The sequence below is a fragment of the Dactylosporangium sp. NPDC006015 genome (genome assembly GCF_040614215.1).
In the GTDB taxonomy this organism is placed as follows: domain Bacteria; phylum Actinomycetota; class Actinomycetes; order Mycobacteriales; family Micromonosporaceae; genus Dactylosporangium; species Dactylosporangium maewongense.
The window spans coordinates 1-26516 of sequence record NZ_JBEXUD010000044.1 but is presented as its reverse complement, the minus strand read 5'-3'; the positions used below and the strand labels follow the sequence as shown (position 1 = coordinate 26516).

26 protein-coding genes are annotated in these 26516 nt (G+C 68.4%); 15 read left to right on the top strand and 11 right to left on the bottom strand.

All coding sequences use genetic code 11. The features are described from left to right. Entirely contained in the window at positions 1-1227 is a 1227-nt protein-coding gene (locus ABZ321_RS45865; protein ID WP_354902438.1) for a sensor domain-containing protein, read from the bottom strand. 107 nt (positions 1228-1334) lie between these two features. Here ABZ321_RS45865 and ABZ321_RS45860 point away from each other — a divergent pair, with 107 nt between their 5' ends. The 3 genes from ABZ321_RS45860 to ABZ321_RS45850 all read left to right on the top strand — a co-directional run bounded on the left by ABZ321_RS45860 (position 1335) and on the right by ABZ321_RS45850 (position 4869). Continuing rightward, a complete protein-coding gene (locus ABZ321_RS45860) occupies positions 1335-2069 on the top strand; it encodes an ABC transporter ATP-binding protein (RefSeq protein ID WP_354902436.1) in 735 nt (244 codons plus the stop codon). Next, the gene (locus ABZ321_RS45855) at positions 2069-3997 is read left to right on the top strand and encodes an FtsX-like permease family protein (protein ID WP_354902433.1); all 1929 of its coding nucleotides are present in this window, start codon (positions 2069-2071) and stop codon (positions 3995-3997) included. The genes ABZ321_RS45860 and ABZ321_RS45855 overlap by 1 nt, the downstream gene beginning before the upstream one ends. Positions 3998-4086: 89 nt before the next feature. Further along, a complete protein-coding gene (locus ABZ321_RS45850) occupies positions 4087-4869 on the top strand; it encodes a CPBP family intramembrane glutamic endopeptidase (RefSeq protein WP_344507146.1) in 783 nt (260 codons plus the stop codon). A gap of 313 nt (positions 4870-5182) precedes the next feature. Here ABZ321_RS45850 and ABZ321_RS45845 read toward each other — a convergent pair whose 3' ends face one another. Then, a complete protein-coding gene (locus ABZ321_RS45845) occupies positions 5183-5506 on the bottom strand; it encodes a hypothetical protein (RefSeq protein WP_354902430.1) in 324 nt (107 codons plus the stop codon). Positions 5507-6484: 978 nt separating this feature from the next. Here ABZ321_RS45845 and ABZ321_RS45840 point away from each other — a divergent pair. From ABZ321_RS45840 to ABZ321_RS45825, 4 genes are all read left to right on the top strand, one after another. Continuing rightward, the gene (locus ABZ321_RS45840) at positions 6485-6892 is read left to right on the top strand and encodes a hypothetical protein (protein WP_354902428.1); all 408 of its coding nucleotides are present in this window, start codon (positions 6485-6487) and stop codon (positions 6890-6892) included. A 246-nt stretch (positions 6893-7138) separates the two neighbouring features. Beyond that, positions 7139-7972, top strand: coding sequence for a slipin family protein (locus tag ABZ321_RS45835; protein ID WP_344507152.1), 834 nt, complete (start codon positions 7139-7141; stop codon positions 7970-7972). A 494-nt stretch (positions 7973-8466) separates the two neighbouring features. Further along, on the top strand, positions 8467-8838 hold the full coding sequence (locus ABZ321_RS45830) for a metalloregulator ArsR/SmtB family transcription factor (protein WP_354902425.1): 372 nt from the start codon (positions 8467-8469) through the stop codon (positions 8836-8838). A gap of 202 nt (positions 8839-9040) precedes the next feature. After that, positions 9041-9400, top strand: coding sequence for a hypothetical protein (locus ABZ321_RS45825; RefSeq protein ID WP_344507156.1), 360 nt, complete (start codon positions 9041-9043; stop codon positions 9398-9400). A 721-nt stretch (positions 9401-10121) separates the two neighbouring features. Here ABZ321_RS45825 and ABZ321_RS45820 read toward each other — a convergent pair. Both ABZ321_RS45820 and ABZ321_RS45815 read right to left on the bottom strand, forming a co-directional pair. Continuing rightward, on the bottom strand, positions 10122-10505 hold the full coding sequence (locus tag ABZ321_RS45820) for a hypothetical protein (protein ID WP_344507158.1): 384 nt from the start codon (positions 10503-10505) through the stop codon (positions 10122-10124). 324 nt (positions 10506-10829) lie between these two features. Then, complete coding sequence (locus ABZ321_RS45815) at positions 10830-11342, bottom strand: GNAT family N-acetyltransferase (protein ID WP_354902422.1); 513 nt, start codon at positions 11340-11342, stop codon at positions 10830-10832. 293 nt (positions 11343-11635) lie between these two features. Here ABZ321_RS45815 and ABZ321_RS45810 point away from each other — a divergent pair, with 293 nt between their 5' ends. Beyond that, positions 11636-12070: a transposase gene (locus tag ABZ321_RS45810; protein ID WP_354902587.1), complete on the top strand. Its 435-nt coding sequence runs from the start codon at positions 11636-11638 to the stop codon at positions 12068-12070. A gap of 100 nt (positions 12071-12170) precedes the next feature. Here ABZ321_RS45810 and ABZ321_RS45805 read toward each other — a convergent pair whose 3' ends face one another. From ABZ321_RS45805 to ABZ321_RS45795, 3 genes are all read right to left on the bottom strand, one after another. After that, the gene (locus ABZ321_RS45805) at positions 12171-13181 is read right to left on the bottom strand and encodes a hypothetical protein (protein WP_354902420.1); all 1011 of its coding nucleotides are present in this window, start codon (positions 13179-13181) and stop codon (positions 12171-12173) included. Positions 13182-13481: 300 nt separating this feature from the next. Further along, positions 13482-13604, bottom strand: a complete 123-nt coding sequence (locus tag ABZ321_RS45800; protein ID WP_344507166.1) for a hypothetical protein — start codon at positions 13602-13604, stop codon at positions 13482-13484. Between the two features lie 160 nt (positions 13605-13764). After that, positions 13765-14571 carry a hypothetical protein gene (locus ABZ321_RS45795; protein WP_354902417.1) on the bottom strand — a complete coding sequence of 269 codons (807 nt, stop codon included), beginning with the start codon at positions 14569-14571 and terminating at the stop codon, positions 13765-13767. Positions 14572-14775: 204 nt separating this feature from the next. Between ABZ321_RS45795 and ABZ321_RS45790 the strand changes: the two genes are divergently transcribed. Next, positions 14776-15147 (top strand): metalloregulator ArsR/SmtB family transcription factor, encoded by a 372-nt coding sequence (locus tag ABZ321_RS45790; protein ID WP_354902415.1) that lies wholly within the window; start codon positions 14776-14778, stop codon positions 15145-15147. 228 nt (positions 15148-15375) lie between these two features. On the opposite strand, the gene ABZ321_RS45785 is transcribed toward ABZ321_RS45790, so the two are convergent. Continuing rightward, positions 15376-16212, bottom strand: coding sequence for a hypothetical protein (locus tag ABZ321_RS45785; protein ID WP_354902413.1), 837 nt, complete (start codon positions 16210-16212; stop codon positions 15376-15378). Between the two features lie 146 nt (positions 16213-16358). Here ABZ321_RS45785 and ABZ321_RS45780 point away from each other — a divergent pair, with 146 nt between their 5' ends. After that, positions 16359-16814 (top strand): bacteriocin immunity protein, encoded by a 456-nt coding sequence (locus ABZ321_RS45780; protein ID WP_354902411.1) that lies wholly within the window; start codon positions 16359-16361, stop codon positions 16812-16814. Between the two features lie 654 nt (positions 16815-17468). Here the strand turns inward: ABZ321_RS45780 and ABZ321_RS45775 are convergent. After that, on the bottom strand, positions 17469-17939 hold the full coding sequence (locus tag ABZ321_RS45775) for a hypothetical protein (protein ID WP_354902409.1): 471 nt from the start codon (positions 17937-17939) through the stop codon (positions 17469-17471). 447 nt (positions 17940-18386) lie between these two features. Then, the gene (locus tag ABZ321_RS45770) at positions 18387-19100 is read right to left on the bottom strand and encodes a DUF2625 family protein (RefSeq protein WP_354902406.1); all 714 of its coding nucleotides are present in this window, start codon (positions 19098-19100) and stop codon (positions 18387-18389) included. A gap of 264 nt (positions 19101-19364) precedes the next feature. On the opposite strand from ABZ321_RS45770, the gene ABZ321_RS45765 reads away from it, so the two are divergent. After that, positions 19365-20198 carry a hypothetical protein gene (locus tag ABZ321_RS45765; protein WP_354902404.1) on the top strand — a complete coding sequence of 278 codons (834 nt, stop codon included), beginning with the start codon at positions 19365-19367 and terminating at the stop codon, positions 20196-20198. Between the two features lie 540 nt (positions 20199-20738). Here ABZ321_RS45765 and ABZ321_RS45760 read toward each other — a convergent pair. Further along, positions 20739-23429: a tetratricopeptide repeat protein gene (locus ABZ321_RS45760; protein WP_354902401.1), complete on the bottom strand. Its 2691-nt coding sequence runs from the start codon at positions 23427-23429 to the stop codon at positions 20739-20741. Positions 23430-23636: 207 nt separating this feature from the next. Between ABZ321_RS45760 and ABZ321_RS45755 the strand changes: the two genes are divergently transcribed. The 4 genes from ABZ321_RS45755 to ABZ321_RS45740 form a co-directional block, all read left to right on the top strand. Then, entirely contained in the window at positions 23637-23828 is a 192-nt protein-coding gene (locus ABZ321_RS45755; RefSeq protein WP_344507180.1) for a hypothetical protein, read from the top strand. A 279-nt stretch (positions 23829-24107) separates the two neighbouring features. Continuing rightward, positions 24108-24632, top strand: a complete 525-nt coding sequence (locus tag ABZ321_RS45750) for a SigE family RNA polymerase sigma factor (protein WP_344507182.1) — start codon at positions 24108-24110, stop codon at positions 24630-24632. Beyond that, complete coding sequence (locus ABZ321_RS45745) at positions 24620-25855, top strand: hypothetical protein (RefSeq protein ID WP_354902397.1); 1236 nt, start codon at positions 24620-24622, stop codon at positions 25853-25855. Before ABZ321_RS45750 ends, ABZ321_RS45745 begins: the two co-directional genes overlap by 13 nt. Before the next feature lie 359 nt (positions 25856-26214). Then, the coding region (locus ABZ321_RS45740) for a hypothetical protein (protein ID WP_354902596.1) at positions 26215-26516 on the top strand (302 nt) is incomplete at its 3' end.

Genomic DNA, 26516 nt, shown 5'->3' with positions numbered 1-26516 from the left:
TCAGCGGATCGGGCACGTCATCCTCACCTGGGTCGGGCCGCCGGCGGGGCTGGTGATGCGCAGGTCGCCGTCGAGGGCGTCGAGCCGGGCCCGCAGTCCGGCGAGGCCGGTACCGGCCCGCGGGTCGGCGCCGCCGACGCCGTCGTCGACGACCGAGACGATCAGGGCGTCGTCGTCGGTCCACGCGTGCACCTGTGCCGATCGGGCCCGGGCGTGGCGGGCGATGTTGGTGAGGTTTTCGCTGACGAAGAAGTAGGCCGCGGCCTCGACCGCGGGCGGGAGCCTGCCGTTCAGGGCGAGGTCGAGGTGGACCGGCACGGCTGACCGGCCGGCGATCTCGTGGACGGCCGCGGCGAGCCCGTGGTCGGTCAGCACCTGGGGGTGGAAGCCCCGAATCGTGGTGCGCAGGTCGGCGAGGGCCTGCTCGGCCTGGTGGTGTGCCTCGCGGACGAGGTCGAGGCCGGGGCCGTCGGGCAGGTCCAGCTCGGCGCTGCCCAGTGTCATGGTCAGCGCGACGAGACGCTGCTGGACGCCGTCGTGCAGATCGCGCTCGATGCGGCGGCGTTCGGTCTCGAACGCGTCGACCAGCCCGCTTCTGGACCGGCGCAGCTGCTGGACCGCTTCGGCCAGCCGGGCCTCGGGCGGGTCCAGCAGGTGCCGCACCAACGCCGCCTGGCCGCAGGCCAGCGCGGTGATCGCGTATGCCAGCAGGACCAGCGTGCCGAGGCCGGCGGCCACCGCGGCCCACGCCTCACCGGCGTTGTCGACCCGCCACCCGGCGACCTCGACACCGTCGTAACGGACCAGCACCGGAGCGAGGATCAGCACGGCCGGAGCCGACAGCAGCACCACCACCGCGGCGTCCACGAGCCAGAACACCGTCGCCAGCAGGATCGTGACGCCCGCCTCGGGCCACGATGCGCGGCCACGCCCCCGATCGGGCAGCGCATGTCGCCGGTCCACCGGCCGCCCGGGGAAGACCAGCCGGAGCCGGCGACGCTCACCCGCGGCGGCGAGGCGGACGAGCGTCGCAACGCCGGCGAGCACGAACAGTCCCGCGACGACCACGATCGTGGCCACGCCCACGCCGAGGACCACCAGCAGGAGGATCAGCCAGCCGAGGCCGACGGGCACAGTGCTGCCCACGTACGCCAGAGAGCGCCACGGCCACGCCGACGCCAGGAACCGTGCGGGGCGCCCGCGCACAGCAGTCCAGGCGTCGCTCATGGGCCAATCCTACGGACCACCTCGGCCGCGGGGGGTAGCGTGCGCGCTACCCCCGAAGTCGCGTCCAAGCCCGTGTGGCAGCACGCGCCCGCGGGTGCACTGAGGGCATGCATCAGCCATCCTCGGCGGCCGTCACGCTCGACGGTCTCACCCGCACCTACCGCTCGCGCGCCGGCTCGGTGCACGCGCTGCGCGGCGTGACCCACGTGTTCCAGCGTGGCACGTTCACCGCGATCATGGGACCGTCCGGCTCCGGCAAGTCCACCCTGCTCCAGCTCGCCTCCGGCCTCGACCGGCCGACCGGCGGGCGGGTCATCGTCGGCGACACCCGGCTCGACAAGCTGAACGAGACCGAGCTGACCCGCTTCCGGCGTACCTCGATGGCGTTCGTCTTCCAGTCCTACAACCTCCTCGACGCCCTCACCGCGTTCGACAACGTCGCGCTGCCCGCCCGCCTGGCCGGACGCCGGGTCGACCCGGCCACCGTGCGGACCGCCCTGACCCACGTCGGCCTCTCCGAGCACGCCCGGCGCCGGCCGTCGGAGCTGTCCGGCGGCCAGCAGCAGCGGGTCGCGATCGCCCGGGCGCTGCACGGCCGGCCCGACGTGCTGTTCGCCGACGAACCCACCGGCGCCCTGGATCGCGGTACCGGACGCGACGTGCTCGAACTCCTGCGGTCGCTGGCCGACGGCGGTCAGAGCGTCGTCATGGTGACCCACGATCCGCTGGCCGCCTCGTACGCGGACGGTGTGCTGTTCCTCGCCGACGGGCAGATCGTCGGTCACCTCGCGCGCGCTGACGCCGGTCAGATCGCCGCGATGATGCACGACCTGGAGCGATGATGCGGGCCCCGACGATGCTGGCCCTGGCCAGGCAGACCGTCCACAGCTCATGGCGCGGCTACCTGGGTGCCTTCGTCGCGTTGCTGTTCGGTGTCATCCTCATCGCCGTCACCGTGACGCTCATCGGCAGCGTCGACGCCACCAGCGGCCGGGCCGGCGTCACCGCCGACCAGCGGGCACAACTCGACGACCTGGCCGCGATGTTCGGCATGATGTCGGCGCTCTCGGCGTTCATGGCCCTCTTCGTGGTCGGCAGCACGTTCGGCTTCGTCGTGGCCGGCCGCCGGCGTGAGCTCGGCCTGCTGCGCCTGGTCGGCGCGACGCCACGGCAGGTGCGCCGGCTCCTGCTGGGCGAGTCCGCCGTCGTCGCGGCCGCGGCCACCACGGTGGGGGGTCTGCTCGGCACTTCGCTGGCCCCGGCGGTGCTCTGGCTGGTGCGGGCCATCGGGGTCACCACGCTCGACCTGCAGCCCCCGAGCCCGTGGATCGCCTGGACGGTCGCCGCACCCACCGGTGCGATGGTCGCGCTCCTCGGAGCCTGGCGATCCTCGCGCCGCGCCGCCCGGATCACCCCCAGCGCCGCCCTGCGGGAGGCCGCGATCGAGCGAACCCGGCCCAGCATCATCCAGTTCGCCGTCGCGGCGCTGTGCTTCGGCGGCGTGGTGGCCGCCGTCATCGCCGCCGCCGACCTGCCTCCGCTGTTCGCGCTGATCGCCGCCATTTTGCTGCCCGAGGTGGTCGTGATCGGCCTGATGAGCATCGGACCCGCTGTCGTCCCGCGGCTCGCCGCCCTGCTTGCCCGCCCGTGCCTCAGCCGGGACGTGACGGCCCGGATGGCCCGCGACGAGGTGCGCGCCGCGACCCGCGCCACCGCGGCGGTCGCCGCCCCGGTCGTGGCCATCTCCGCCATCGCCGGGTCGCTGCTGCTGGCCCTCAGCTTCACCGCCGACTGGACGACCGCGCAGGATCGGGCCCGGCTGCACGCGCCGCTCGTCGTCGAGGCGGGCAGCCCGGCCGCGGCCGCGTCGGTCGAGTCCGACACGGCCGTCGCGATCGCCGACGCACGCCGGCAGGTCATGCTCCAACGCGACGACAACGGCCGCCCCGGCGAGCGCGACGAGGTCGAGATCATCGACCCCGCCACCGCCGTCGCCGCCCGCGGCCTGACCGCCGCTCGCGGCACCCTCGACGATTTCCACGGACGCAGTGTCGCGGTCACCAACACGTGGGTCACCGACGCCGGCATCGGCCTGGGCGGCACCCTCGTGGTCTGGATCGACGGCGACCGGGTCCCGCTGCGCGTCGTCGCCGTCATCCCCGACGCACCCGACCTGTACGGCGAGCTTGCCATCCCCGCCGACCTGCTGCCACCCGCCACCGGCGGCGCGACCGGGACCGTCTTCGTCGTCCCGCGCACCGACGCCGCCACGGCGCGAGAGTCCCTGAAGCGCACGCTCGCCGGCAGCGACAGCCGGTTCCTCGACGCCGGCGACTGGATCGACGCCACCACGGCGCGGACCCGCCGGGCCAACAACCTCGGCCTCACCATCCTGCTCGGACCGGCCGGCGTCTACGCCGCCATCGCGATCGTCAACGCGACCCTCATCGGCGCCTCACACCGGCGCCGTCAACGCGACCTGATCCAGCTCGTCGGCGCGATCCCCGACCAGGTCCGGCGGGCCGCCATCTGGCAGGCCGCTCTCGTCTGCGGCACCGGCCTGCTCCTGGGCGGCGCCACCACCGTGCTGCTGGGCTGGCTCGTGCGCCGCGCCATCACGGCCGACCTGGCCGGCTTCCCCGTGCCCATCACCATCCCATGGCTCCCGCTGCTCGGCATCGGCGTCACCTGCCTGCTGCTCACCGTGGCGGCAGCGGTGGCCGGTATCCGTACGCGGAAGCCTCCGAGCCTCGCTGAGCACGCGAGCTGACCCGACGGGAGCCGACCGCCATGATCGATGCCCGATCGACGAGCTTCGGGGAGCGGGCGAGGAAGCGGGGTCTGACGGCATTTCTCCTGATGTCGTACGGTGTCGCCTGGGGCTGGGAAGTGGTGGCCCGCCTGCTGCTCGGCTGGTCGTTGGTGAACCCGCTGGTGCAGGTGCCGGTCGCGTTCGCGCCGGCGGCCGCGGCGCTGGTGGTCCGGCGTTGGGTCACCCGCGAGGGTTTCGCGGACGCCGGCTCCCGGCTACGGTTGCGCCCCGCCTGGCGGTACTACCTGCTGGCCTGGCTGGGCCCACTTGGTGTCGCCGCCGCGGTGGTCGGCGTCGCCGCGGCATCCGGGCGGTGGGAGCCGTCCGTCGGCCCGATGGCGGACCTGGTTCCCGGCGTGCCCGTCTGGTCGGTGCCGCTGCTGCTCTGTGCGGTAGCGCCGATCGTCACCGTCGCCCTCTGGGGCGAGGAATTCGGCTGGACCGGCTATCTGCTGCTGCGCATCTGTCCCGGCCGCCCGCGCCGCGCCGCGTTGTCAGCCGGCCTGATCGCGGCGGTCTGGCACTACCCGCTCGCGCTGCTCGGCTACGCCGAGTTCCGGCATCCGGCCCTGGGCCTGGTCGGGTGGACGGCATGGATCCTGTGCCAGGAGGTCATCCTGGCCTGGCTGCGGGCCCGCAGCCGCAGCATCTGGCCGGCCTGCCTGGCACACGCCGGCAACAACTTCGTGCTGGTCCCGCTGACCACCGCGCTGCTGCTTGGCCAAGGCGGCTTCGGGCACGAGGGCATTCAGCTGTTGGTGGTCCTGGTTCTGGGCGCCGTCGCAGCCGGGCCGCTCGTGCGAGCCGGTCGACAAGAATCCCGGGAGTGAGCGCCTTGGATCTGGACATCGCCGGGTTCGGGGCAGTAAGTGCTCTGCAGACTCAAGGGCTGCGAGCTCGGCGAGGCGGCGCTGCGTGCATGGTTCGGGTTTGTCCTCGAAGGCGACACCAGCGCGGACCAGATCGATCCCTTCAAGGTCGCAATGTACGGCTTCAGGACCGCCGACTAAACCGGTGCCGAACAGGCGGAACGGCGGGCGCTGCACGACGAGTTTCGCCGGACCCACACCCTGCGCCGCTGTATCTTCGGCCCTGACGGTGCGTTCTATGGCCTTTGCAAGGTAGGTATTTCACCGCTTTGCGCTATGTCAGTAGGCCGAGGACCTGCGGCGGTCGGCGGGGGTCTCTGGCGTTGGCGCGGAGGGCTCGGGCGATCGTGGTGGTGCCGGCCAGTCGGAGCACGCTGACCGCGACGTTGCGGAGGGTGGCCATGGCTTGTGGGGCGTTGCCTGTGCGGATCTGGCTGGCGTCCTCGGCGAAGGTCGCGTCACGCACATGGTGGAGCACTTCGATGGTCCAGTGTCCACGCAGCCCGTCGGCCAGTTCGGCTGGTGTGGCCTGGCCGGCGGTGAGGTTGGTGACGGCGTAGACGGTGACGGTCGACCAGCGGCCGGTGGTCAGGTTCATGCGGCGCCGGCGGCCTGGACCTCGTCGACGAGCCGCTGCGCCGGCCCCGGCTTGCCCCCAGCGGGCGACCTCGCCGTAGCGGTCTTGAACGTGCTGCCATGTGCAGTTCCGGTCGTGATTTTGGGCTGTTTGGCGGCCTTGGCTGCGCGCCAGCCGCTGACGGCCCGGGCGGGTACGCGCCATGGGCCAGGCAGTGACTGCCGTCGCCGGTGAGCGCCGCGGCCCACCGGCCGCCGCGCTGGCTGACCGTCAGCAGCCGCCGGTTCTGCAGCGCGACCGCGGTCGTCCTAAAACGTGCGCCGGTCATCACACCATCGGGGCAACCGGCGCCGACCCAGGCCAGCACCGCCAGTTGCCGATCATTGAGCCGTTTCTGTGCGCCCAGCAGAGTGGGGGTTGACCGTGTAGGTGGTTGATCTTTGTTCGTAAGCTCGTCGTCGCTTACCGGTGGAAGTCCGCGGTGGACCAGGACCTTGGCGAGATCGGTGACGGGCGGCAAGGTTTCGACGGCAGGAGGGCGCTGGTCGCGGCCCTGATGTGGTCGGTGGTCGTTGCTGTTCCGCACCACCGACCAGCTCAACATGCATGCCTGAGCAGACCCAACCGACCGCAGCAGCATTCGACGACGCGATTCTGGCGGAACAGACGTAGTAGCCCGTTCCGGCACGGTGCGCCTCGATCGTCCCGCAGGCACGTGCCGTGCTATGCCGGACCCGGCCAGCGCTGACTGAATACATTCGGATCACACGGAGTAACGTCAGAATTGCAACGCCATACGCGGTACGCAATGCCACTGCGGGCCGCGGCCCGCGACGGGCGGACGTGCCGGTCTCGGGTGACCGAGCCGCAGGAGTGGCTCCGCTTAAGCGTGCAACGCCTGACCGTCACGCATGCAGCAACACGTCCTCGTGAGCGTCGCCCCAGACTTCCTATCGACCACGAACAGGTGGACACGAACAGGTGGAGAGGTGACATGAGATGAGCGACGTCATGCAGGCGCCCGAGGCTGAGCCGGCCCGGGCCGGCGAGTTGGGCGGTCAGGACGAGCAGCCCTCGACCGAGCCGGCGGAAACGGAGGGTTCCGACAGCGCAGAAGGTGGCGGTGAGGAGCAGGGCGCAGAGTCCGTGCGGGCTGAGCCGGCCCCCGCGGAAGCCGCGGAGGAAGGCGAGCAGACCGAGGCACCCGCCGAGGAGGAGCCGGTCGAAGGACCGGCCCCGGAGTCCCAGGCTGAGGAAATGTCCGCGGCGCCGACCGAGAAGCCCGAGTCCGCGGCCGAGCAGGCCCAGGCTGAGGAAGTGGCGACAGAGGAGGAGGCGAAGCAGGCTCCCACCGAAGCAGCAGCCGCGGCAGAAGGTGGTGAGTCCTCAGGCGAGGCGGGCGAATAGCTCAGCGTTAACCATGAAACGCATATAGCCTCGATCGCCTGGTCGAGGCTATGTCCTTTGCGTGCTGTTCCCAGCTGCCTTGCCCTGCCCATGGAAACGGGAAGATCGCTTCAACGACGAGTCGCTGGTCAATTCAGTCCGGTTTGGCAGTGGCTCAGGGCGACGCCGTTGCTCGGCGCGGTTGGTCAGTCATCACCGCGGTGCGTTGCGGTGGCACACCGCGTTAAGCTGGGTGGAGATGCAAGGATGGCGCGTGTTGCCATGGTTTTGATGTTTATTGTCGTGGTGATGATGGCGGTGGCCGGGTTGTTGGCCAGCGCCCGGATCGTTCGGCAGTATGAACGCGGTCTGATCTTCCGGTTCGGGCGTCTGCGCGAGGTGACCCGCGGGCCGGGCCTGGCCCTGATCGTGCCGTTGCTGGACCGGCTGCAGAAAGTGAACCTGCAGATCGTCACCATGCCGGTTCCGGCGCAGGATGGCATCACTCGCGACAACGTGACCGTCACGGTCGACGCGGTGGTGTACTTCCGGGTCGTGGACCCGGTCCGGGCCGCCGTCAACGTGCAGGATTACATGTTCGCGGTTCTCCAGGTGGCGCAGACGTCGCTGCGTTCGATCATCGGCAAGAGCGACCTTGACGAGCTGTTGACCAATCGCGAGCGGCTCAACCAGGGCCTGGAGGTCATGATCGACAGCCCGGTGATCGATTGGGGCGTCCACATCGACCGGGTGGAGATCAAGGATGTCTCGCTGCCGGAGTCGATGAAACGCTCGATGTCCCGGCAGGCCGAGGCGGAGCGTGAGCGGCGTGCCCGGGTCATCACCGCGGACGGTGAGCTGCAGGCGTCGCGCAAGCTCGCTGAGGCCGCGGCCACGATGGCGCAGACACCGACCGCGCTGCAGCTGCGGCTGTTGGAGACGGTGGTCGAGGTGGCGGCTGAGAAGAACTCAACGGTGGTGCTGCCGTTCCCGGTCGAGCTGCTGCGCTTCCTGGAGCGGTCGGCATCGACACAGGCCACTGTCGAACCGCCGCAGGGCGAGTACGCCCCCGAGTTGTCGCGGGTTCACACCGCGCGGTAGGGCGCTGTTGCATTAAGCGATCTTCAAGATCACTGGCCGCAGAACTTCTTGTGAGATCGAATTCGGCCGCCCACCTTTCCGCAGCGCTCACCACCCCCCGGCTCATTCACCGAAGCAGCCTGGGGCGGCTTGGAGACCTCCCCCTGCAGGGCGATCCCGGAGGGCCCACCTCCATCACCAGTGCAGCACCGCGACCATCAGCACGATCTTCTACATCGCAACCTCCAGCCGCGTTCGTGGCGCACGGATCTCCACATCCTTGGCCCGGTCGCTCATCGGCAGCAGCCGCAGCATCGCGAGGGCGTTTGTCACGCCGAGGTACGCCAGTCGCAGCAGTACGAGGCAGCGTCATCTCGCACCTCGGCGGCTATGTATGACTACCTACTCGAACGGGCCAAGATCCGCTGACGGCCTGACATCGCCTCTGACCAGCGCGGATGTCATTATCGGCAAGCGCAGGGTTCCACCGGCCCACCGACGGCGTTGGTGGAAGGATGGAAGGCGTGGGAACTGCGACAATTGCTACGCCTGCCATCTCGCCGCTTGCTGGCGAGCCGATTGCGCGTGCCGATGCCGAGCGGCTCGCGGGAGTACTGAAGGCATTCGCCGACCCGGCCCGGCTGCAACTGCTGAGTCTGATCCAGTCCGCTCCGGAGGGCGAGGCGTCCGTGAGTGACCTCACCGCGCCGCTCGGTCTCTCCCAGCCGACTGTGAGCCATCATCTTCGGATCCTCACCGAGGCCGGCCTGCTCGAGCGCGACAAGCGCGGCGTCTGGGCGTACTACCGCCTGGTGCCGTCCGCGATCGCGGCCATCGCCGACCTGTTGACGCCGCCCCGCAAGCGCGGGACGAAGAGGGCCCGCTGAGCGGCACTGTCGAAGGCCACGAGCGCGCCAAGCAACCGACCGCGCCGGTACAAGCGCGCCCAATCCACCAATTGATCAGGTGCACGGAAGTAGCCGCCGATGGCGCTCGGCAGGCTGGTAACTATCGGGGCGAGCAGGACCCGCGATCCGGCGTCGTCCAGCATGCGGTAGGACGGACACCGGCCGCCGGTAGCATCCGGGCATGCAACCGCGCCGGCACCGAATGCGCCAGCGGCAACGCCGGGACTCGGCACGGGCGTGGATCCGCTCCGGGTCGGCGGTCACGGTGAAGCACTACGCCAAGCGGTACGGCGTCGACGAGTACACGGCCTACGACGACCTGACCGCGCTCGGGTTCGCGTTGCCTGACTCGGCGCAGCAGTGGGCGCAGCGCCCACCAGCGACCCCCTGCCGTACCGTCGAGCGTGCCACTCGCCCGGTCCATGACGAGTGGTGGATCGTGCTGGACGGCAGGCCGTTCTTCGTTGCGGGCTACACCTCCGGCGGCGCTCCCTACGGCACCTTCGCCGACGAGATGCCACCATACGATGATCCGCGTTGAGCGCGCTTCGAGATCAAGACATGGGATGTCTGCCGCGATCGGCGCGTCTTGATCTGCCAAACTTGAGTCGATCCACAGTGGACGGACGAGCTACACGATTATGGAGTAATCGGGCTATCGGGTCGGCGCTGATCGAGGCTGTGAGCTGGACTCGACTGCGCGCGGACTACGGATCAGAAGGTTAGGGGTTCGAGTCCCTTCGGGCGCGCAACATCAAGAGGCGGTTGACCTGCGGAAACGCAGATCAACCGCCTCTCGCGCTTCGTCCACTGTGGACCTGTTGTGTTCCGAAAGGGATCCGCTGTTTCGCAACGGTCCAGGCCGGGGCGTGGTGGTAGGGATCCGTTCGTGCCGGTTGGTCTGGATCTTGGACTGGGTGCCATGGCGCCGGCCAAGATCAAGCAGGGTCCCCGGATCGTGATCCAGGCCGGCGCCGACCGTCTTCAGTGAAGATCATCTGCCGGGTCGCCGTGCGGACGTCCGCGACAACGCCGGCCGCCCGGGCTGTTGGCGCCATCGCGCCAGCCGCACCCCCAGTCCCCGCACCCTGGCTGGGACACCACCGCCAAACCGACCCCCGTCCGGCCGCTCACCGCAGCCGGCCGCCGACCATCTGACTGCACCCCCGCAGGCACCCCACCGCAGCCGATACGCATCCGGATCTGCCGATGTGCGTGCGTCTGCGAGGCGCGGCTGCCCGACCGCGTTTCCGTGCCATGATCTACACGGTGGATGCGCGCCCCGCTTCGTCGAGGAGCACCTGCAGCCGATCCCGGCAGCGCAGCAACAGCCCGGCGATCTCATCGAAGGTCGCCGCGTTGACCGTGCTGTTGTCGAACCACATCGCCCGCACCGCGGCCTGACTCTGCGCCAAGTACGATCCCGCAGCGTCGACCAGTCCGATGAACTCGTCCCTGTTCTGCGGTGGCGCGAACTGGACCGACCCGCGCGCGGCTCGCAACGGCTCCCCGGTAACAGCGAACACCGCCGCCTGGTCGCCGCCCGCCTGATCAGCTCCGATCCACGCCAGGACATACTCGAGCTCTGTCGCGGCCAACGTCAGCCTGCCGACTGCCAGAACCGCTTCATCGGTGACCCGCCGCATCCCACAACCGTATCGGAGACGCGCCTCGCAGGTGCACGCTCATAGCCGCGATCCGTGGGCGAAACGAGATTCGGCTGAAGGGGTCCTCTTCTGCCGCCGAGGGCGAGCGCGGGTTCGACCGCGTCCGTTACGCCGCGTGATGAGGTCGTGCGGCGTCCGGCGCGCTGAACTGCCGAGATCAGTGCACCCGATCAAGGATCAGGCCCTCGTCAAGGCCCAAGCGTCGATCTTGGCTGGAGGCCCACCGCGGTGTGCGGCGTGAAGCCGGTGAGGTCGTGTCGCCGTTTGGCATCTCCGGGCGAGATCGACGTCTTGGTTCCCGGATCAGTGACGTGCCGGGTCGAGGTCGATCCAGTAACGCAGCTCCGCACCGAGCGTCTCGTTGAGCCGGCCACCGTTGGCCACGATGACCTTCCGCGACGCCTCGTTAGCCGGATCACAAGTCAGCAGGACTTCGGCGAAGCCGAGCCGCCGCGCCTCGGCCAGGCCGGCGGCAAGCATTCGGGTGGCGTGCCCCTGTCGCCGCCACGCCGGCGACACGTGATATCCGATGTGCCCGCCGTCACCGAGCAACGCCGGGGTGAGCTCGTGTCGGATCACTAACGTGCCAAGGTAATGCTCCCCCGCTATGTACCAGTAGGTAGAGAACGGCACGTCCCAACGTCGCTGAACGCCCTGACACGAGGCCACATATCCATCGAAGTCCTCGCTCGCTGGCCCCAGCCAGCCGGTGTCGAAGCCGCTGGCCAAGCAGTCCGCCTGCTCACCGGTGAGATAGGAAGCGCGGACGGTGGCGGTGGGCGCCTCGAGCCGAGGCTGTGTGGTCAGCGTGATCATCATCCGCAAGCTATTGCTCAGCCCGGCGACCGTCCACCCCAAATGCACGCAGGCGTGACGGAGTCGCCTGCGCCTCAGCCTCCGGCAATCATCAGGCCGTTGCCCACAAATCGCGCACCTCATCGCCGTCCTCGCCGCGGACACCGACCTGTGGCAACACCCCATCCGCATCGCCGACTCGACCCCGGGGCAGTGCGGCACCTCACGCGAGACCGTCAAACGCTCCGACCTCGCCGGCTGGGCCGGCTACGGCTACTGCGCCTCACACTCCCGCCGATTCTGGGGCCTGCGGCCTGCACCTGGTCACCACCATCCACGGGCTCCCCGTCGCGTTCGCCCTGACCAATCCGAAAGTCGACGAACGTGACGTCCTCATCGATCTGGTCTCGCTGCAACCAGCCATGTTCCACCACCCCGGCGGCCTGATCCTGGTCGTGGACAAGGGCTACCGCGACCGCATCACCGAGACCTGGCTCAACGAAACGGATATCGACGTCATCCGACCCGCATACCGCAACGAAGCACCACGCCCCGGCCGGCTCATCCTGCGCGCCGTCCGCCAGAACATCGAGTCGGTCAACCAGACCCTCAAGAACCAACTCGACCTCGAACGGCACGGCGGCCGCACCCCTGCAGGCGCAGCCGTCCGCGTCCTGCAACGCCTCCTGGCCATGACCGCAGCGATCTGGCACAACTGGCACACCGACCAGCGATCATGCGATCACTGATCGCCTACGACCACTGACCCCTTGGAATAGACCGTCTAGGTGATGGTCAAGCTGAGGGCGGCCCAGGCCGCGGCGAGCCGGTCCCGGTCAACTGGCCGGTTCACAACCAGTCCAGCCACGGGGTGTCATCCCAGGGCTGCAGTTCCTGGGCGGGTAGCCGCGACGCCACCCGCCGCACCTGGCCGCTGGCACGGTCGACCCGCAACCAGCCGCCGCTGATCTGGATGAAGATCTCCTTGCGGTCCGGCAAGATGAACATCTGCTTCACCGCGGTCGTCGAAGGCGGCATGACCTGTTCGAGAGTGACCACCTTCGCCGCCAGGTCGACCCTGGCGACCGCCACGTTGCCCCACGGCTCGGCCCAGCCGTCCTCCGGCAGGTTCAGCGCCAGCGTCGCGGTGCACAGCACCATCGTGTGGTCGAACGGGAACCTGCACACGTAGGAGACCGGCCGGCCCGACCCGTCGTCGCCGGAGATGTCGATCGTCCCGGCCCGCCGGCTGCTCGCGGTCATGGTGCTGTGCGACCCGGCCAGGCCCGTGACGGTGACGTCGCCGGTCACGAGGGAGTCTACGGTTGCCTCCGCGCGCAGCGTCTGCGGCTGCGCGGGGTCCAGCGACACCTGCGGGTTGCCCTGCGGTTCGTGGCCGGACTCGGCCCAGAACCGGCCGTCGCGGTACTCGATGAACCCGTAACAGCCATCGCCGGGCCTCGGGTGCTGCGCGACCTTGGTGAACTGGTGCCCGGCCCAGCGGAAGACGAGCAGGCCGCAGTGGTCTTCGCCGACGGCCGAGCCGCCGTCGGCCGCAACCGTCAGCCCGACCAGGTTCTCCCCGCCGTTTACCGGCGCCTGGTACACGGTGTGGCCGTCGTCCGGGTCGTAGACGCTCACACTGGCGTTTTCCCAGTTGAACCAGACCAGGCCGGCGGGCAGACGGGGAACGTCCGGTCCCGGCGGCACGGGGCTGCTGCCGGGCGATGCCGGGCGGCTGGTCTGCGGCTCGGCCGGCAGTCGATTGTTCATGCAACCGGCCAGGCACAGAACGCCGCTCAACATCGAGATGCCGGCCGCCCGCAACGTGTGCGGGGCGGCAAACCGAGTGTCACTCATGGTTCGCGGACCTCCTCGTCTTCTCGGGGCCGGGGTATGGGCACGAGGGTCGCTCGGAACCGGCCGTCGGCGCGGGCCCTGGCGGTGCGTCGCGTACGGTTCCACGCGATCGTCCCGACCCGCCAGGGACATTCGTCCCGGCAGGCCAGGACACCGGTGCCGGTCCGGCGAGGCGAAGGTCGGCGACCGCGGCCGCCCCTACAACGAGGAATGGTCGGGGGTAGCCCGCGACGCTCGCCGTGGGCTACCCGGCTGAAGGCCGCGGCTGGACGTTCGCGGCCAGGTTGTCGCCGGCCCGGATCACGCGGTCGCGCCGCCGCCCATCGGCATCCGCAGCAGCGGGCGGCGCCGGCCCGTCGCGCGCAGGTAGGAGCGGATGAGCTCGTCGAAGCCGTACGCCCGCGGGCCGGCCAGGTCCGGCACGAGCCCGGCAGCCTCGCCCAGGGCCAGCTCGGCGAGGCGGCCCGCGACCTCGGGGTGGCGAGCGAAACCCGAGATGGCTGCTCGCCGCTACCTCCCTCAGCCCGATCTCTCTGCCGATTGACGCGAGGACGGTGCAGTCCTCTGGCCGAGACCGGCTGCGTCACAGATCGATGATCCGATTCAGTACCTTGCAATATCGCGCCAGCCAATGCCGGGCTTCTCGTTCAACGTCTTGTTCGAGGTCACCGCGGTCCAGATACAGGGCGTCCGGGCGGTCGCGCTCGGGTTGTGTCACGTCGGGGCGGTAGTGAGGGCGTCGGCTGACGATTCGTGCGCCTGGGGTCCTGATCAGATGTCGGATCGTGTCGGCCAACGGCTGGTCGTCGAGATCCGTCGCGATGACCAGCGCCTGTGCCAGTCGGCCCGGCAAGTTACCGGCCGGCAGCCAGGCGACGACATCGCCGTGACGGACCTCTTCCTGGGCCATCAGCAGCAGCGCAAGCTCGCGCCGGTTGCTGGCGAATGACAGCACGTCACGGCACAGCGACCGCACGGCGACCGCCTGGTCTGGGTCCAGCCGGCTGCCCTCCGGCCAGCCCAGGCCTATGCCGACCGGGTCGAGGGGGACCGACAGACCTCCGTAGTCCGCCATCGCAGGGCCGAGACGAGCGTCTCCGACGAACATATGCCAACGCTTGTTCCCGCCTGCGCGGTCGACCACGGCCCGATACTCAAGATCGGCCACCACCCAAGCAACCCAGCCTCGCCCCAACGACCGCGCCTCGCCAGGAAACAATTCGTCCCGAAGGGCCGCCGCGGCCAGACCGCCCGGGGTCATCGCACGCACCATTACCACGCTCCTGATTCCGTCGACGAATCTGGCGCTGTCTCCGCCCCGGCGGCTCATCAACGGGTCCAAAGTCATGTAAGCAGACTGCGCGCCCCGGCGTTGAACCTGCTCGATCACGCTTACTCATCTAGCCGTTAGCCGTGAAGCGCTCGCCACGGTCCAGGATGGCGATCAATGATCGCCACGCGTGTGACCTGCGGCTTCACCGCCGTCCGTGCCCGGACCCGACGCCCAACTGTGCAACGTTGGAACCGGTCTCGCGGTCGCAGTTGGAGGTTCTGATCCCTGTTCCACCGGCCTATCGATGGTATTGGTGCAACGATGGAAGGCGTGGGAACTGCGACAACTGCTACGCCTGCTGTCTCGCCACTTGTCGGCGAGCCGATTGCGCGTGCCGATGCCGAGCGGCTCGCGGGAGTACTGAAGGCATTCGCCGATCCGGCTCGGCTGCAACTGCTGAGTCTGATCCAGTCCGCTCCGGAGGGCGAGGCGTCCGTGAGTGACCTCACCGCGCCGCTTGGTCTGTCCCAACCGACTGTGAGCCATCATCTTCGGATCCTCACCGAGGCCGGCCTGCTCGAGCGCGACAAGCGCGGCGTCTGGGCGTACTACCGCCTGGTGCCGTCCGCGATCGCGGCCATCGCCGACCTGTTGACACCGCCCCGCAAGCGCGGGACGAAGAGGGCCCGCTGAGCGGCACTGTCGAAGGCCACGCGCGCGTCAAGCAAAGCGCGCCCGATCCGCCAATTCTATTGATCAGATGCGCGCTCATGCCGCCGACCGTGCGCGCTGGCCAACTGTACGGCCATCACGGTCCGTAGGCTCGCTTGTCGTCTGCCGCATCTCCTGGACGCTCGCACATGCCGATGACAGCGCATCTGATGAGGCCGAGTTGAGAATGCGCATCCGCACGCTTGTCGCTCATACCGCCAGCATGCGTGCGGCGCGGCGCTCGTCGATGCCGCCCCTCCATCCCGCGAGCGGGACCGTGATGTCTGACCGCGGCGCGCCTCGTAGGAGGCGATACGCTGCGTGCCGCTCGGCGGTAGGGATGAACTGGTCCCACATCGACGGCAGGACCGGGCTGGGGAGTATCCCGAACTCCGAAAGTCCGATCAGGATGCCGTACCGCTGGTACTTGTCGGTGCCGGGCACGAGCTTCGCCCGGGCGAGCTGTTTCTCCAGTTCACTCGGGGTGGTTCCCGCCGGCGATGAGCGGATGAGGTCGAGCAGGGCACGCAGCCGTACGCGGTCCTCCGCGTCCGGCTCGGGCAGTCCTTCGCTTGCCGCAGCCTCCAGGTCCGGCAGGTAGCCGGCGGGAATCTCGTTCCACGCCCAGCCGAGCGACAGCCGCAGCAACACCTGGGTCACATCGACATCCGCGGCCGGATCAAGTCCGCAATCGGGTACGCCGCCCGCGTGCCGCGCCGCGGCCCTGAGGAAACGCGCCCAGCCGTAGGAGATGATCGTCTGGCGTCCGCGCGGAGCGCTGCCCAGCCCGGCGACGAACGCTGCGAGCACCGCACCTTCATCGAGCGCGGTTGCCGCTTCGACGGCCCGCTCTACGATCTCACCTGCGCTCCACCGTTCGGGTTCACGCACCGGCCACCCGGCGCCGTGAGCCGCAGCGAGGTCGGCGGGCGCGTCGGACGGATCGTTTCCTTTGACCGTTCCTGCCCGCGTGAAGCGATAGCCATAGCATCGCATCAAAACGTCCCGATCGACGCCGGACGGAACCCGGCGCGGCGCGGCGATCATCACGCGAGACTAATGGGTCATGGACATGATGGCGTGATGAGGGTGCTCGCTCATGTTTGATATGCAGGCAATCGTGATCCGATCCGCAGCGCGGGTCGTGAGTGGCCGCCCGCCAGACAGTGCCCACCGAGGTGGAAGATGATCGTATGGAACTGAGACCCGAGCTGCGCGAGCCGGAGGTCCCGCCAGAGCTGCTGACCGAGCTCTGTGCCGCGATCGAACAGATCGAGGACCTGCACTGGCGCGGCGAACCGACCGAAGCAGCGATCGCCGCCTTCAATGCGCGTACGGGCAGCACGCTCGAGCTCTACGACTTCCTCAGCTATCACGGGTCGATCTCCACGCAGGACTTCGCTCGGATGGCGACTTGGCCTGCTTGGCCCAAGCTCATTGACATCACTCGCGAGGAGCTGACCGAAATCGTGCGGCGAGTGCTGGAGTCAGATCGTGAACACGAGTACTACCTCTATCTCTTGAAGGTCAACGTTGTGCATCCAGCGCCGTCTGACGTCATCCACCATCCACCGCCACACCTGGGAGACGACGCGTCGCCGGAGGCGATCGTCGAGGAGATCCTGAAGTACCGGCCGATCGCGCTGTAGCTATCCTGTGGCACCGAGATGTCCACACCAAGGCCGGGCGCAGTCTTCTGCCGCGATCCACGCGCCGCGGAGTGATGGTTCAGCGGCGTGGCGGTCAGCGTTCGGCTGCTCCGTGTCCACGGAGCCGGGCCCACCGCCAGCGATCCAGCACGAGGAGACCGGCCAGTACCGTCGCGGCACCTCCGGCTAGGCCGGGTCCGACCGGCAGACCGGCAGACCGACAGCCGGCGTATCCAACTCCCGCGCCGGCCAGAGCCAGCACCGCGATCGTCGACCAGCCGATCAGGTTCAGTTGCACGCTGCGGCACAACTGGACGTGATGTCGGAACCTGCGCCACGGCGTCACGGGCCGATATTCGGCATACCGACGTTCCACCACATCCCCGCTGTATCACGTGAGGCTGAATGACCGGATTGGCTTGAGCTTCACACCATCCTGTCATGCCGCCGTCAGCGCGCGGCTTGTGGTGCATCGCCACGAGGCGTGCCATCGCGGAGCGTGGCTGGTACGGGGTCGGTCAAGCGTCCCGCCGCGGCGGCGCAGCCAGCACCGCCAACAGGGCGTGACCAACGCCGCTCCGGGGCAGGGTCCGGAGGGCGCCGGTGCAGGTCGGTGGCCGGTACGCTGGGCCGGGGTGCGGCCGAGTCGGCTGGTCACCCGCCCGGGGATCGCAGGCGTCCGGCGCGGGTTTTCGCGAGGTTGCGAACCCGCTTCGTGCGGCCGGTCTCGCCCAGCACCGCCAGTACCGCAGCTGAGTCGGCCTCCTCGACCACTTTGCGCTGGAGCCAGTTGGACGCGGCCGCCAATGCCTCACGATCCACCGACTCGCCGGACTGCAGCGTCTTGAACAGGCCCCACTCCTGCACCCGCCGTGCGATGAACCCGTCGGCGCCCACCGCGTCCAGCACCGGCTCCGCCCACGCGGTGAACGACGCCGCCGAGCCCAGCCCTTCGGCCCGGCTGTCCACAAGAGACGTCAGCACCGACTCCGCCATGATCCGGTCAGGCTCGGCGAGCAGAGCTGCGAGCAGCGCCGGGTCGTCATCGGGCCCGCTCTCCCGCACGGCGGCGCTGAGCTGGTGGAATCGGGCGTGCCCGTCGGCCGGGTCGTCGTTGGAGGTCACCCGGCGAGGGTACCGGCACACGAACGCTGCCCGCCGCCGCCGAGGCCCGGGCGGGTCAGTCCGGCGTGCCCGGGGATGCGAGCACGGCGCGGTCGAGGCTGAGTGCGGCGCGGTCGCCTGCGCCGGGGCAGCGCACTCCGGCGCCCGGCGCGCGAATCCATGCCTGACCCGCTGACGGGTCACGTGCCGCGCAGCCCCAAGCCCCAACATCAGCACGTCCTCCAACGGGACGGCCAGCATGCCCCGAGCACCAACACCATGATCGGATGCGCGGACATGCCGCGACTGCTGCGCGTCGGTAGAACCGTGCTGGTCACCACCAGTGACGGCGTCGCCGTCAATGGCGCCGCCGTCGCCCGGCGCGTCACCGTTCGTGAGGCGGAGGCTTGCCGTTCTGGTGGTGGGCGGCTGCCGCGCAGGTTGACGTCGGATCGTCGGGGCGGTTGTTCAGTCGACGCGGATGTGCAACGCCGTGGCGTCTGGTTCTTCGGCAAATCGAGCGGCGAACTCGTCCTGCAACGAGAACAGTTCGACTATCGGGGCCGGACCACGGGTGGTTGCGGCGAGGTCCTCGTGCGCTTCGCGGGACCACAGGAACGGGTAGACCGTGATGCCGTGCGACAGCGGCAGCGCGCGGGTCTCCGCCTGCCAGTCCGTCCACCGCAACGACGCGTAGAACTGCGCTGTACCGCCCTCGGCGATCCATGACAGCCAGGCGCCGTGACCTGCACCGAGCGGCTCCCATGTCAGCGTGTCGGGGCCGAAGTAGCACACCTCGCCGGCGTTTCCGGGACGACCGAGCGCCGCTGGATCGACGCCGTTGACCTCGAACCTCCCGCCGAGGACGTCATGACCCACCAAGAGCGAAGCGGGCGGCCGACCATCGCCGGGCAAGCCGTTGGCTTGCGCCAATGACGGCAGGCCAGCCTCATCGCCGCCGCCGAGCACCCTCAGCCAGCCGTCGTCGACGAGCAACCCGCCTGTGTGCAACGCCAAAGCGCCGAGCCGCGACCGTGCAGAAACCTGCAGCCGGTACAAGCAGTCCCGGCCGGCCCCAGCAGCAGCCGGCAGAATGGTGATCTGCGGATTAGCCAGCAGCTCCGCCTCCAGCGCCGGCCACGCCGGATCTGGCGTCGCCATCAGTTCTTCCACACTGCGCACCCGATCATCATGCCGTGCGCGATGCGCCAACGTGTCGGTGAGCAGTCAACCATAGGATCTTGACGTCCGCTTCTGCCGCCGGTCGGGCGCTATGGCTTGCTGGGCGGTCGTCACAGAACGTCAGCAACGCACCGGGGGCCGAGGCTTCATGTCCTGCCGATGACCGGGACTGTCGGGGTAGGTAACTGGATCGTCGTAGTCCTGTCACGGTGGCAGACTCGGCGCCGTCGTAGCGGGACACACCTTGGACGGTGGAGGCGGACAATGGGCAGCGCGGACGGCACCAGCGGTTCGTGGGCTTTCCTGCGGTTTGAGCATGCGTTCCGGGACGGGCTGCATACGTACACCGCGCGGGCGGATTCGACGCTCGTGAACGAGGTGTGGCGCGGACTTCAAGATCTGGCGCCGTATCCGGACGATCCGGAGCTCAACCCGATGGACCTGTACTGCATCGGCAACTTCGCCGGCGAACGGCTGGCAGTGTGGCGGGCCGTGGCCTGGGCCGTCACCGAAGGCCTGTACCGGTGCGGAATCCCTCACTGGGACCGTGACAATGCCGCGGTGGGACTCGGTGTCGACCGGGATGCGATGCGGTTGGTGCGATGGGAGTACGACCTGGACGTCGCCGACGGCGACCGGGGGTTCGTGCCGGCCAGGGCCAGTGTGCGGATTCATCCGCCGCCGGATCAGTGGGAAATCGACCACGGTGGTTTCGCGGGACTGTTTCCGCTCGCCTCGTTCGATGACCTGACCCGGCTGGACGGTGCCGTCTTCGCCAGCGATCGCGCTCAGGTGACGGTATTCGGCCTCGACGGCGACCGGTTCGACGCGCTCGCCGACGCGCTCAACGCCCCGGACCGTCCAGTGCTGGCTGACATCCTGCGACCTGGCGAGATGGTCGTCAGTCTCGCAACGGTCCGCGATGACTGGATGACCCACTGGACCAACACGCTCACCGTTAGAGCGACCAGCGAGACCGACGTCGTGTACCGCGCCGCCGCGCACTTTGGCTCCGCGTACCAGTGCTATCTCGATGGGCTGGACAGCATGAAGACCCTCGCTGACTTTCGGTCTGCAGCCGCGCTGCTCCTGGCCTGAGCTACCCGGAATACGGCGGCTCATCCTCATCAATCACCGCTTTGACCTTGAAATGTCCGCACTGATCTGCCGCTGCGCGGGTGCTGGTGTCATCGATCGGCGTGACGCACGGTAAGGAAGGGTGACCTCTATGGCGCTGCTTGCCGATCATATGGTGCTGCGATGTCGGCGTACTCCGGCCGCTACTGCGGCACAATCCGTTGCCACACGGACTGACCTCCGGGTGTGTTCTTGTGCGGGTGCGCCGATAACGGCTTGGACCCGCCGTCCGCGAGGCGCTGGAGCGGCCAGACGGCCCCACGCAGCAGTTGCCGCGATTACGCTGCTCGAGTGTCTAAATCCCTACCCCCTTACGGTGTCGCCTGGCCGGGTTCGTCAGCATGTCGGTGATGGCCTTCGGTGTGGCGGGATGCGCGATGCAGCCACAGGCCGATCCGGCACCGTCGCCGCCGCGGTCGCCACTGTGGGTGGCCTCGAGACCGGTACTGTCACTGCAGGACGGTCTATTGAGACGCCTATGTTCGAGATCAGTCAAAGTGTTTATGGTGGCGGCGGGTCGTCGAGCCATTTTCTGATCAGGGTCGTCGCGTCATCGTCCTCGTCGCTGACGTCGGCAATCGTTTCGAGAGCCATCAGCCAGGTGTTCCGGGCTTCGTCGAAACGTCCAACTTGGACCCAGGCCCAGCCGAGCATGGAGCGTGCGATGCGCTCCCAGTAACAGTCGTCGGTTTCATGGAAGAGTATGGCGGCTTGCTGAAAAAAATCGATGGCCTCGTCGAAGCGTTGCATTGTATTCAGTACACGGCCGATGCTGTAGAGCACCCCTGCCTCGCCATGGGGATCACTAAGTTCCCGGCAGATTGCAAGGTCGCCTTGATATACTTCGATTGCCTCGTCGAAGCGCTCCAACTCGGCCAGCGTCAGGCCAATGTTATTGAGTGTATACCCAAGGGTCTGGCGGTCTCCGACCTCCTGGCAGATGGCGCCGGCTCGTTGCTGAGCGTCGATGGCCTCAGGGAAACGCTTTAAGTCGTGAAGCGCCAATCCCATGCCGATGAGCGCGGCGCTCTCGCCGCTACGCTCGCCGATTCCTGCGAGGAGGCGAACGGCCCGCTCTTGGGCGGTGAGCGCTTCCTCGTAGAGATCGTTCTCACGCAGGTCTTCGCCGAGGTGGCACCAAGCCCATCCCTCGCCGCGATGGTCTTCGACCTTCTGGAAAAGGGTAATGGCTTGCTGGTGAGCGCTGACAGCGTCATCAAAACGTCGCAGGTCATGAAGAGTTACGCCGAAATGGTTCCAGGCCCTTGCTTCCCCGAGGCGGCCGACCGTTTCGTCGCATCGCTGGAAGGCGCTTATCGCCTCCTGGTGGGCGACGATCGATTCTTCTAATCGTCGCGTTTGACGCAGGGCGATGCCGTAATTGTTTAGTGCTAAACCTTCTCGATGGGGATCGCCAACTTGGCGGGCTAGCCGGATTGCAACAGCGCCGATGGCGGTCCATTCCGCAAACCTCCGACGCAAGGGCAGATAGCACCCAAGAGTGGCGGCCAAGTCAACAGCAGTACTCGGTTGGTCGACAGTGGCGGCGAGGTCCACCGCAGCCTTTAGATTAAGCCACTCGGCGTCAAACCATGCTAAGGCATCCTCTCGGCTGTTGAAGTGATGTGTCACTGGCTGCTCAGGCAGAGCCAGAAGATGTTCGTCAGCCGCACGAGCGGCTGATAGGTAGTAGCGGAGCAACCTCGCTGTCACAGTGGCGATCTCGTCAGTTCGGCCGGATACTTGTCGGGCATAAAGCCGGACCAGATCGTGCTGCCGCCATCTGCCCCAGGTGGATGTTGGTTCTATGAGGTGAGCGCGAGCAAGATCCTCAAGTATCTGTTCGGCCTCGGAGACGGCAAGGTCTGCCAAGTGAGACACGGCTTCGGTTGAGACATCCGGGCCGGGGTTGACTGGCAGCAGCCGAAACAGCAACGCCTGCCGGTGGTCGAGGCTTTCGTAAGATAGGTCAAACGCGGCCTTCACTGCTCGGTCTTGTCGAGCAAGGCGATCGAGGCGAGTGTGCTCGGCAGCTAACGTACGCGCTAGCGAGGTTACCGGCCGGGTGGCGTGGTCGGCGAGCAGCGCCGCCGCGATCCTTAGCGCCAACGGCAGTCCTGCGCAGAGGTCGGCGACTTTTGCAACCGCATCAGCCTCGTCTTGAACGCGGGTGTCCTCCGGGCCACGGGCCTGATCCAGCAGGCGAGCCAACAGTTGCACGGAAGCGGCGTGGTTCAGTTCGGTCAGATCGTGCAGGCGAGCGCCTACATCGAGGGTATGTCGCGACGTGATCAACGTCGCTGTGACCCCGTCGCTCGGCAGCAACGGAATTACCTGATTGGCGGAGGCGGCGTTGTCAATCACAAGGAGGATCCGCCGTCCGCGCTCGACGTAAGCGGCCAGCACACTGCGGAACAATAGGCTTCGGTCGGCTTCGTCGGCAGGGATGTGCTCACCTCGCATCCCGAATGCTTGCAGCAGGCCCAGTAGCGCGGCGCCAGCAGATAGTTGCCGCTGCGAGTCATAGCCGAACATATCGACGAACAAAACCCCGCCCGGAAACCAGCCGGTCTTCCTTACGGCGCGTTTCGCGATCTGCACTACCAGTTCGGTCTTGCCAACGCCAGCAAGTCCTGCCACGGCCGAGACGAGCACCGGTCCGCCCTCAGCATCGGGAGCGAGGGCTTGTAGCAATAGCCGAAGGTGCCGGTCGCGACCCGTGAACGTTGACGATGTCGGAGGCAGACCACGCAACGCCTGCGCTACCGTCGCCGGCAGCATGACCGTCACGGCGTTGCCCTGCACGACTGTGTTGAACAAGATGCCGCCGGTAATGGCGTTCGGCACTTCAAGCTTGTCGGCCAAACTCACGTCGGCGCCGCGGGCTTGGCGCGGCAATTGCTGCGCGGTGGAGCGCTCGTGGGTCTGTTGTCTCACCTCGCGGGCTGCCTCAGCATGGGCGCGCGCCCGTCGCTGCTCATTGACGGTTGCGCCGAGCGCTTTCGCGATGGCGGCGGCCGCGTCACCGCTGGGAATTTTGCGGCCGCCTATCACCTCACTCACCCAGGTCAGCGACCTGCCAGCCTTCGCTGCGATGGCGCGCAATGGCGGATTTCCGCAGTTGGCTCGCAGGGTGGTCAGCAGGGTCAGCAGTTCTCGGTGGTAGCCGACCGGGACTGGGTCGATCTTCACTGCACCGCCTCGACCTTCACGCCAGGCAGACTATCGGCTCTGTTCACCGCGTTCGTTGTGTTCAGTGCAGGCGGGTGGACATGTGTGCATTCGCCCTGGTCACGGCCATCCGAGCGAAGCCATGTTCGTTACACACCTTGGTGAACAGCCATCTGGACGTCCACTGGAGTCGCAAGCTAGACCGACTCAGATCTGTTGGAGGACCTGATGCCCAGGAAGCCTTGGACCACCCGCACCGCGCTGATCACCACTGTGGCAATGTCGATCGGCGCCGCCGCAGGCGCCGCCGTCGACGCGATCGCCTATCACCTCGGCTATCCCGGCCACGGGATGGGCCTGGTCGCCACCGCGATCACCGCGGTGTGGATGCTGGACAAGCTCAACGCCCTAATCGACTAACCAAATAGCTCCGGTTGCCGCCGAGCTGACCATCTCAGCAACGCTGGGATGGTCAGCGTAAGCCATCGGGTGGGCGCCAAGAATTCTCCGAACATGCCGGTGTCAATGGCGCGTCCGGACTTGATCAGGTGCACGCTCATGCCGCCGTCATGGTGCCGGGCGTCACCGGGCAGAGCTTCGCGGCTGAGCCTATGATCACGCCGGACTTCCGGTGAAAAACTTTGTGGCGGCGGGCAACGCATCGGGGCGATCCAGGCACTTAAACGCCGAGGAGGCGGGATGCGACTGGATGACGACGCCCGGCGGCGGTTCGGGGAGTACTTCGCGGCGCGGCACATCGTGGTCCGCCGCACGGCGTATCTGCTGTGCGGCGACTGGCACTGGGCCGACGACCTGACGCAGTCGACGTTCATCAAGGTCGCGGCCGGCTGGCATCGGATCCGCGACGCGCAGTTGCTCGACGCGTACGTGCGCACCTGCTTGGTCCGGACCTTTCTCGCCGATACGCGCAGGTCGTGGCGGCGGCGGGAGCGCTCGTACGCCGACGTGCCGGACGGGGCCGTCGGCGGCGAGGGCGCCGAGTCGAGCGCGAGCCGGATGGTGTTCGCCGCGGCGCTGCAGCAGCTGCCGCCGCGGCAGCGGACGACGATCGTCTGCCGGTACTACCAGGGGCTTGACGTCGCCGAAACCGCTGCGGTGCTCGGGTGCTCGGAGGGGACCGTGAAGAGCCAGACCGCCAAGGCACTCAGTGCCTTGCGGGAGCGGCTCAGCGCGGGGCTGAAGGAGGAGTCGTGTCAGAACTGAGGCATCTGCTGGACGACCTTGCGGGCTCGCCGGCACCGGCGCCGCGCGCCACGTCCGATGCGCTGTTCGACGCCGGGCGGCGGCGCCACCGACGGCGGACGGTGGTCGCGACCGCGCTTGCGACCGTCCCGATCCTCGCGGTGGGGGCCGCGATCGTGTGGCTGCCCGAGCGGCACACCGCCCCGCCGCCCGCCGACAACTCGCCGTCCCCGTCCGTCTCCACGCGGACCGTCACAGTGGGCTGGGCGGAGGTGGCCGATTCGCAGCACGCGTACGCCCGTGCGGCGAACACGATCTTCGGGACCGACGACGGCGGCCGGACCTGGACCGCGCGCAGCAGCCTCGCGGTGCAGGACGTGACGGCATTGAGCGTGGGTGTCGTGCTCACCAGGGCAAATTCGAGCGGCGACGACTCACCGCCGATGCGGCTGAGCACCGACGGCGGCCGCACATTCGCCGACCTGGCGGACGAATCGGCGACGGTACCGGCCGTGCCCGCCGGAGCCGCGGTGCTGTGCCGCGCGCACGTCGCGCTGGCTCCGTGCAAGCTGTCCGCGGTCGACCCGCAGACCCGCCGGATCTCGCCGCTCGCGCACCAACCGGACCTGATCATGCCGTCGGCGTACAACCTTGTCGATCCCTTCGGCCAGATCCAGTCTGGCGGCGACCGCATCGTGGTCGCCGGTCGGGCGCAGAACACCGGACGGCCGGCGGTGGCGTTCTCCGACGACCGGGGCCGGACCTGGACGACCCACGCGTTCACCGATCTGCCGTGCACCAAGGACTGCAACGAAAGCATCTCGGTCCAGTCGTCGGCGGACGGCACGACGCTCTACGCGATGGTCGAGGACCGCGAGATATACGAGGACGCCGAGAGGGGGCAGCTGTACGTCTACTCGAAGCACCTCGACGGGAGCTGGACCCGCACCGGCGACGTCATCGCGTACACCCGCACCGAAAGCTTTTACAGGTCGTTCGTCGCCGCGGACGGCACCCTCTTCGTCGGCACGTCCCGCACGCTGCAGGTTGGCCAGGAACTCAACTACCTCGAGCTGCGCAACGGCCACTTCGCCCCAGCGGACCTGGACGGTCTCTCACCGACGGCGATGCCCGTACGCCGGAACCGCAGCGGCGACGGGTACTTCGCGCTCGACACGATGGCGTACGCGCTGTACCAGTCGTCGGACGGCCGGCACTGGACCAAGTTCCCGCTCATGCGGTAGCCGGCCGCTGCTACGCGTCGCGCCAGCGGGCCGGGAAGGCGCCCAGCTCGGCCTCGTGCTGCCCGACCGGAAGGCGGACAAGTTGGCCGGGTGGGTGCGTGAGCGTCCCGGGGTGCAGGTCGTCTGCTGTGACGGGTCCGCGGCGTATGCCGAGGCGATCCGAACTGGGGCCGCCCGCATCACCCGGACCGGGGTGGCCACGGCCCTGTCCGACCGGGCGGACGCGGGCCATTCCCTCGGTGCGCAGGCGGGTGAGGCGGCGACCCGTGCGCCGGCGACCGAGGCCGGCTTCAGCCACTTCTGGCACGGCGCAGACGCCCTTCAAACTGATCTACGAGATCCGGCTGTAGCCTGCGCAGATGCCACGCACAGTGCGCCCGCCGATCGTCCTCGGCCTGGCCTCGACCGGGACCGCGGTCGCCGGACTCTCGATCCTGCTCTACGCGACCTACGTCGGCGTGCGTGACGCCAGGGTGGTGCGCCACCTGTTCCCGACGCTCACGGCCGAGGCGCTGGCCTTCATGTTGCCCGCGGGCCTGCTCGTCGTGGGCCTGCTGGCGGGGGCGCGCGCGGTCGCCGTACTCCATGTCGACGGACCCGAAGCCGCACTCGCCACGACCCGACCACTGCTCGCCGACCGCCGGATGGCCGGCTACCACCT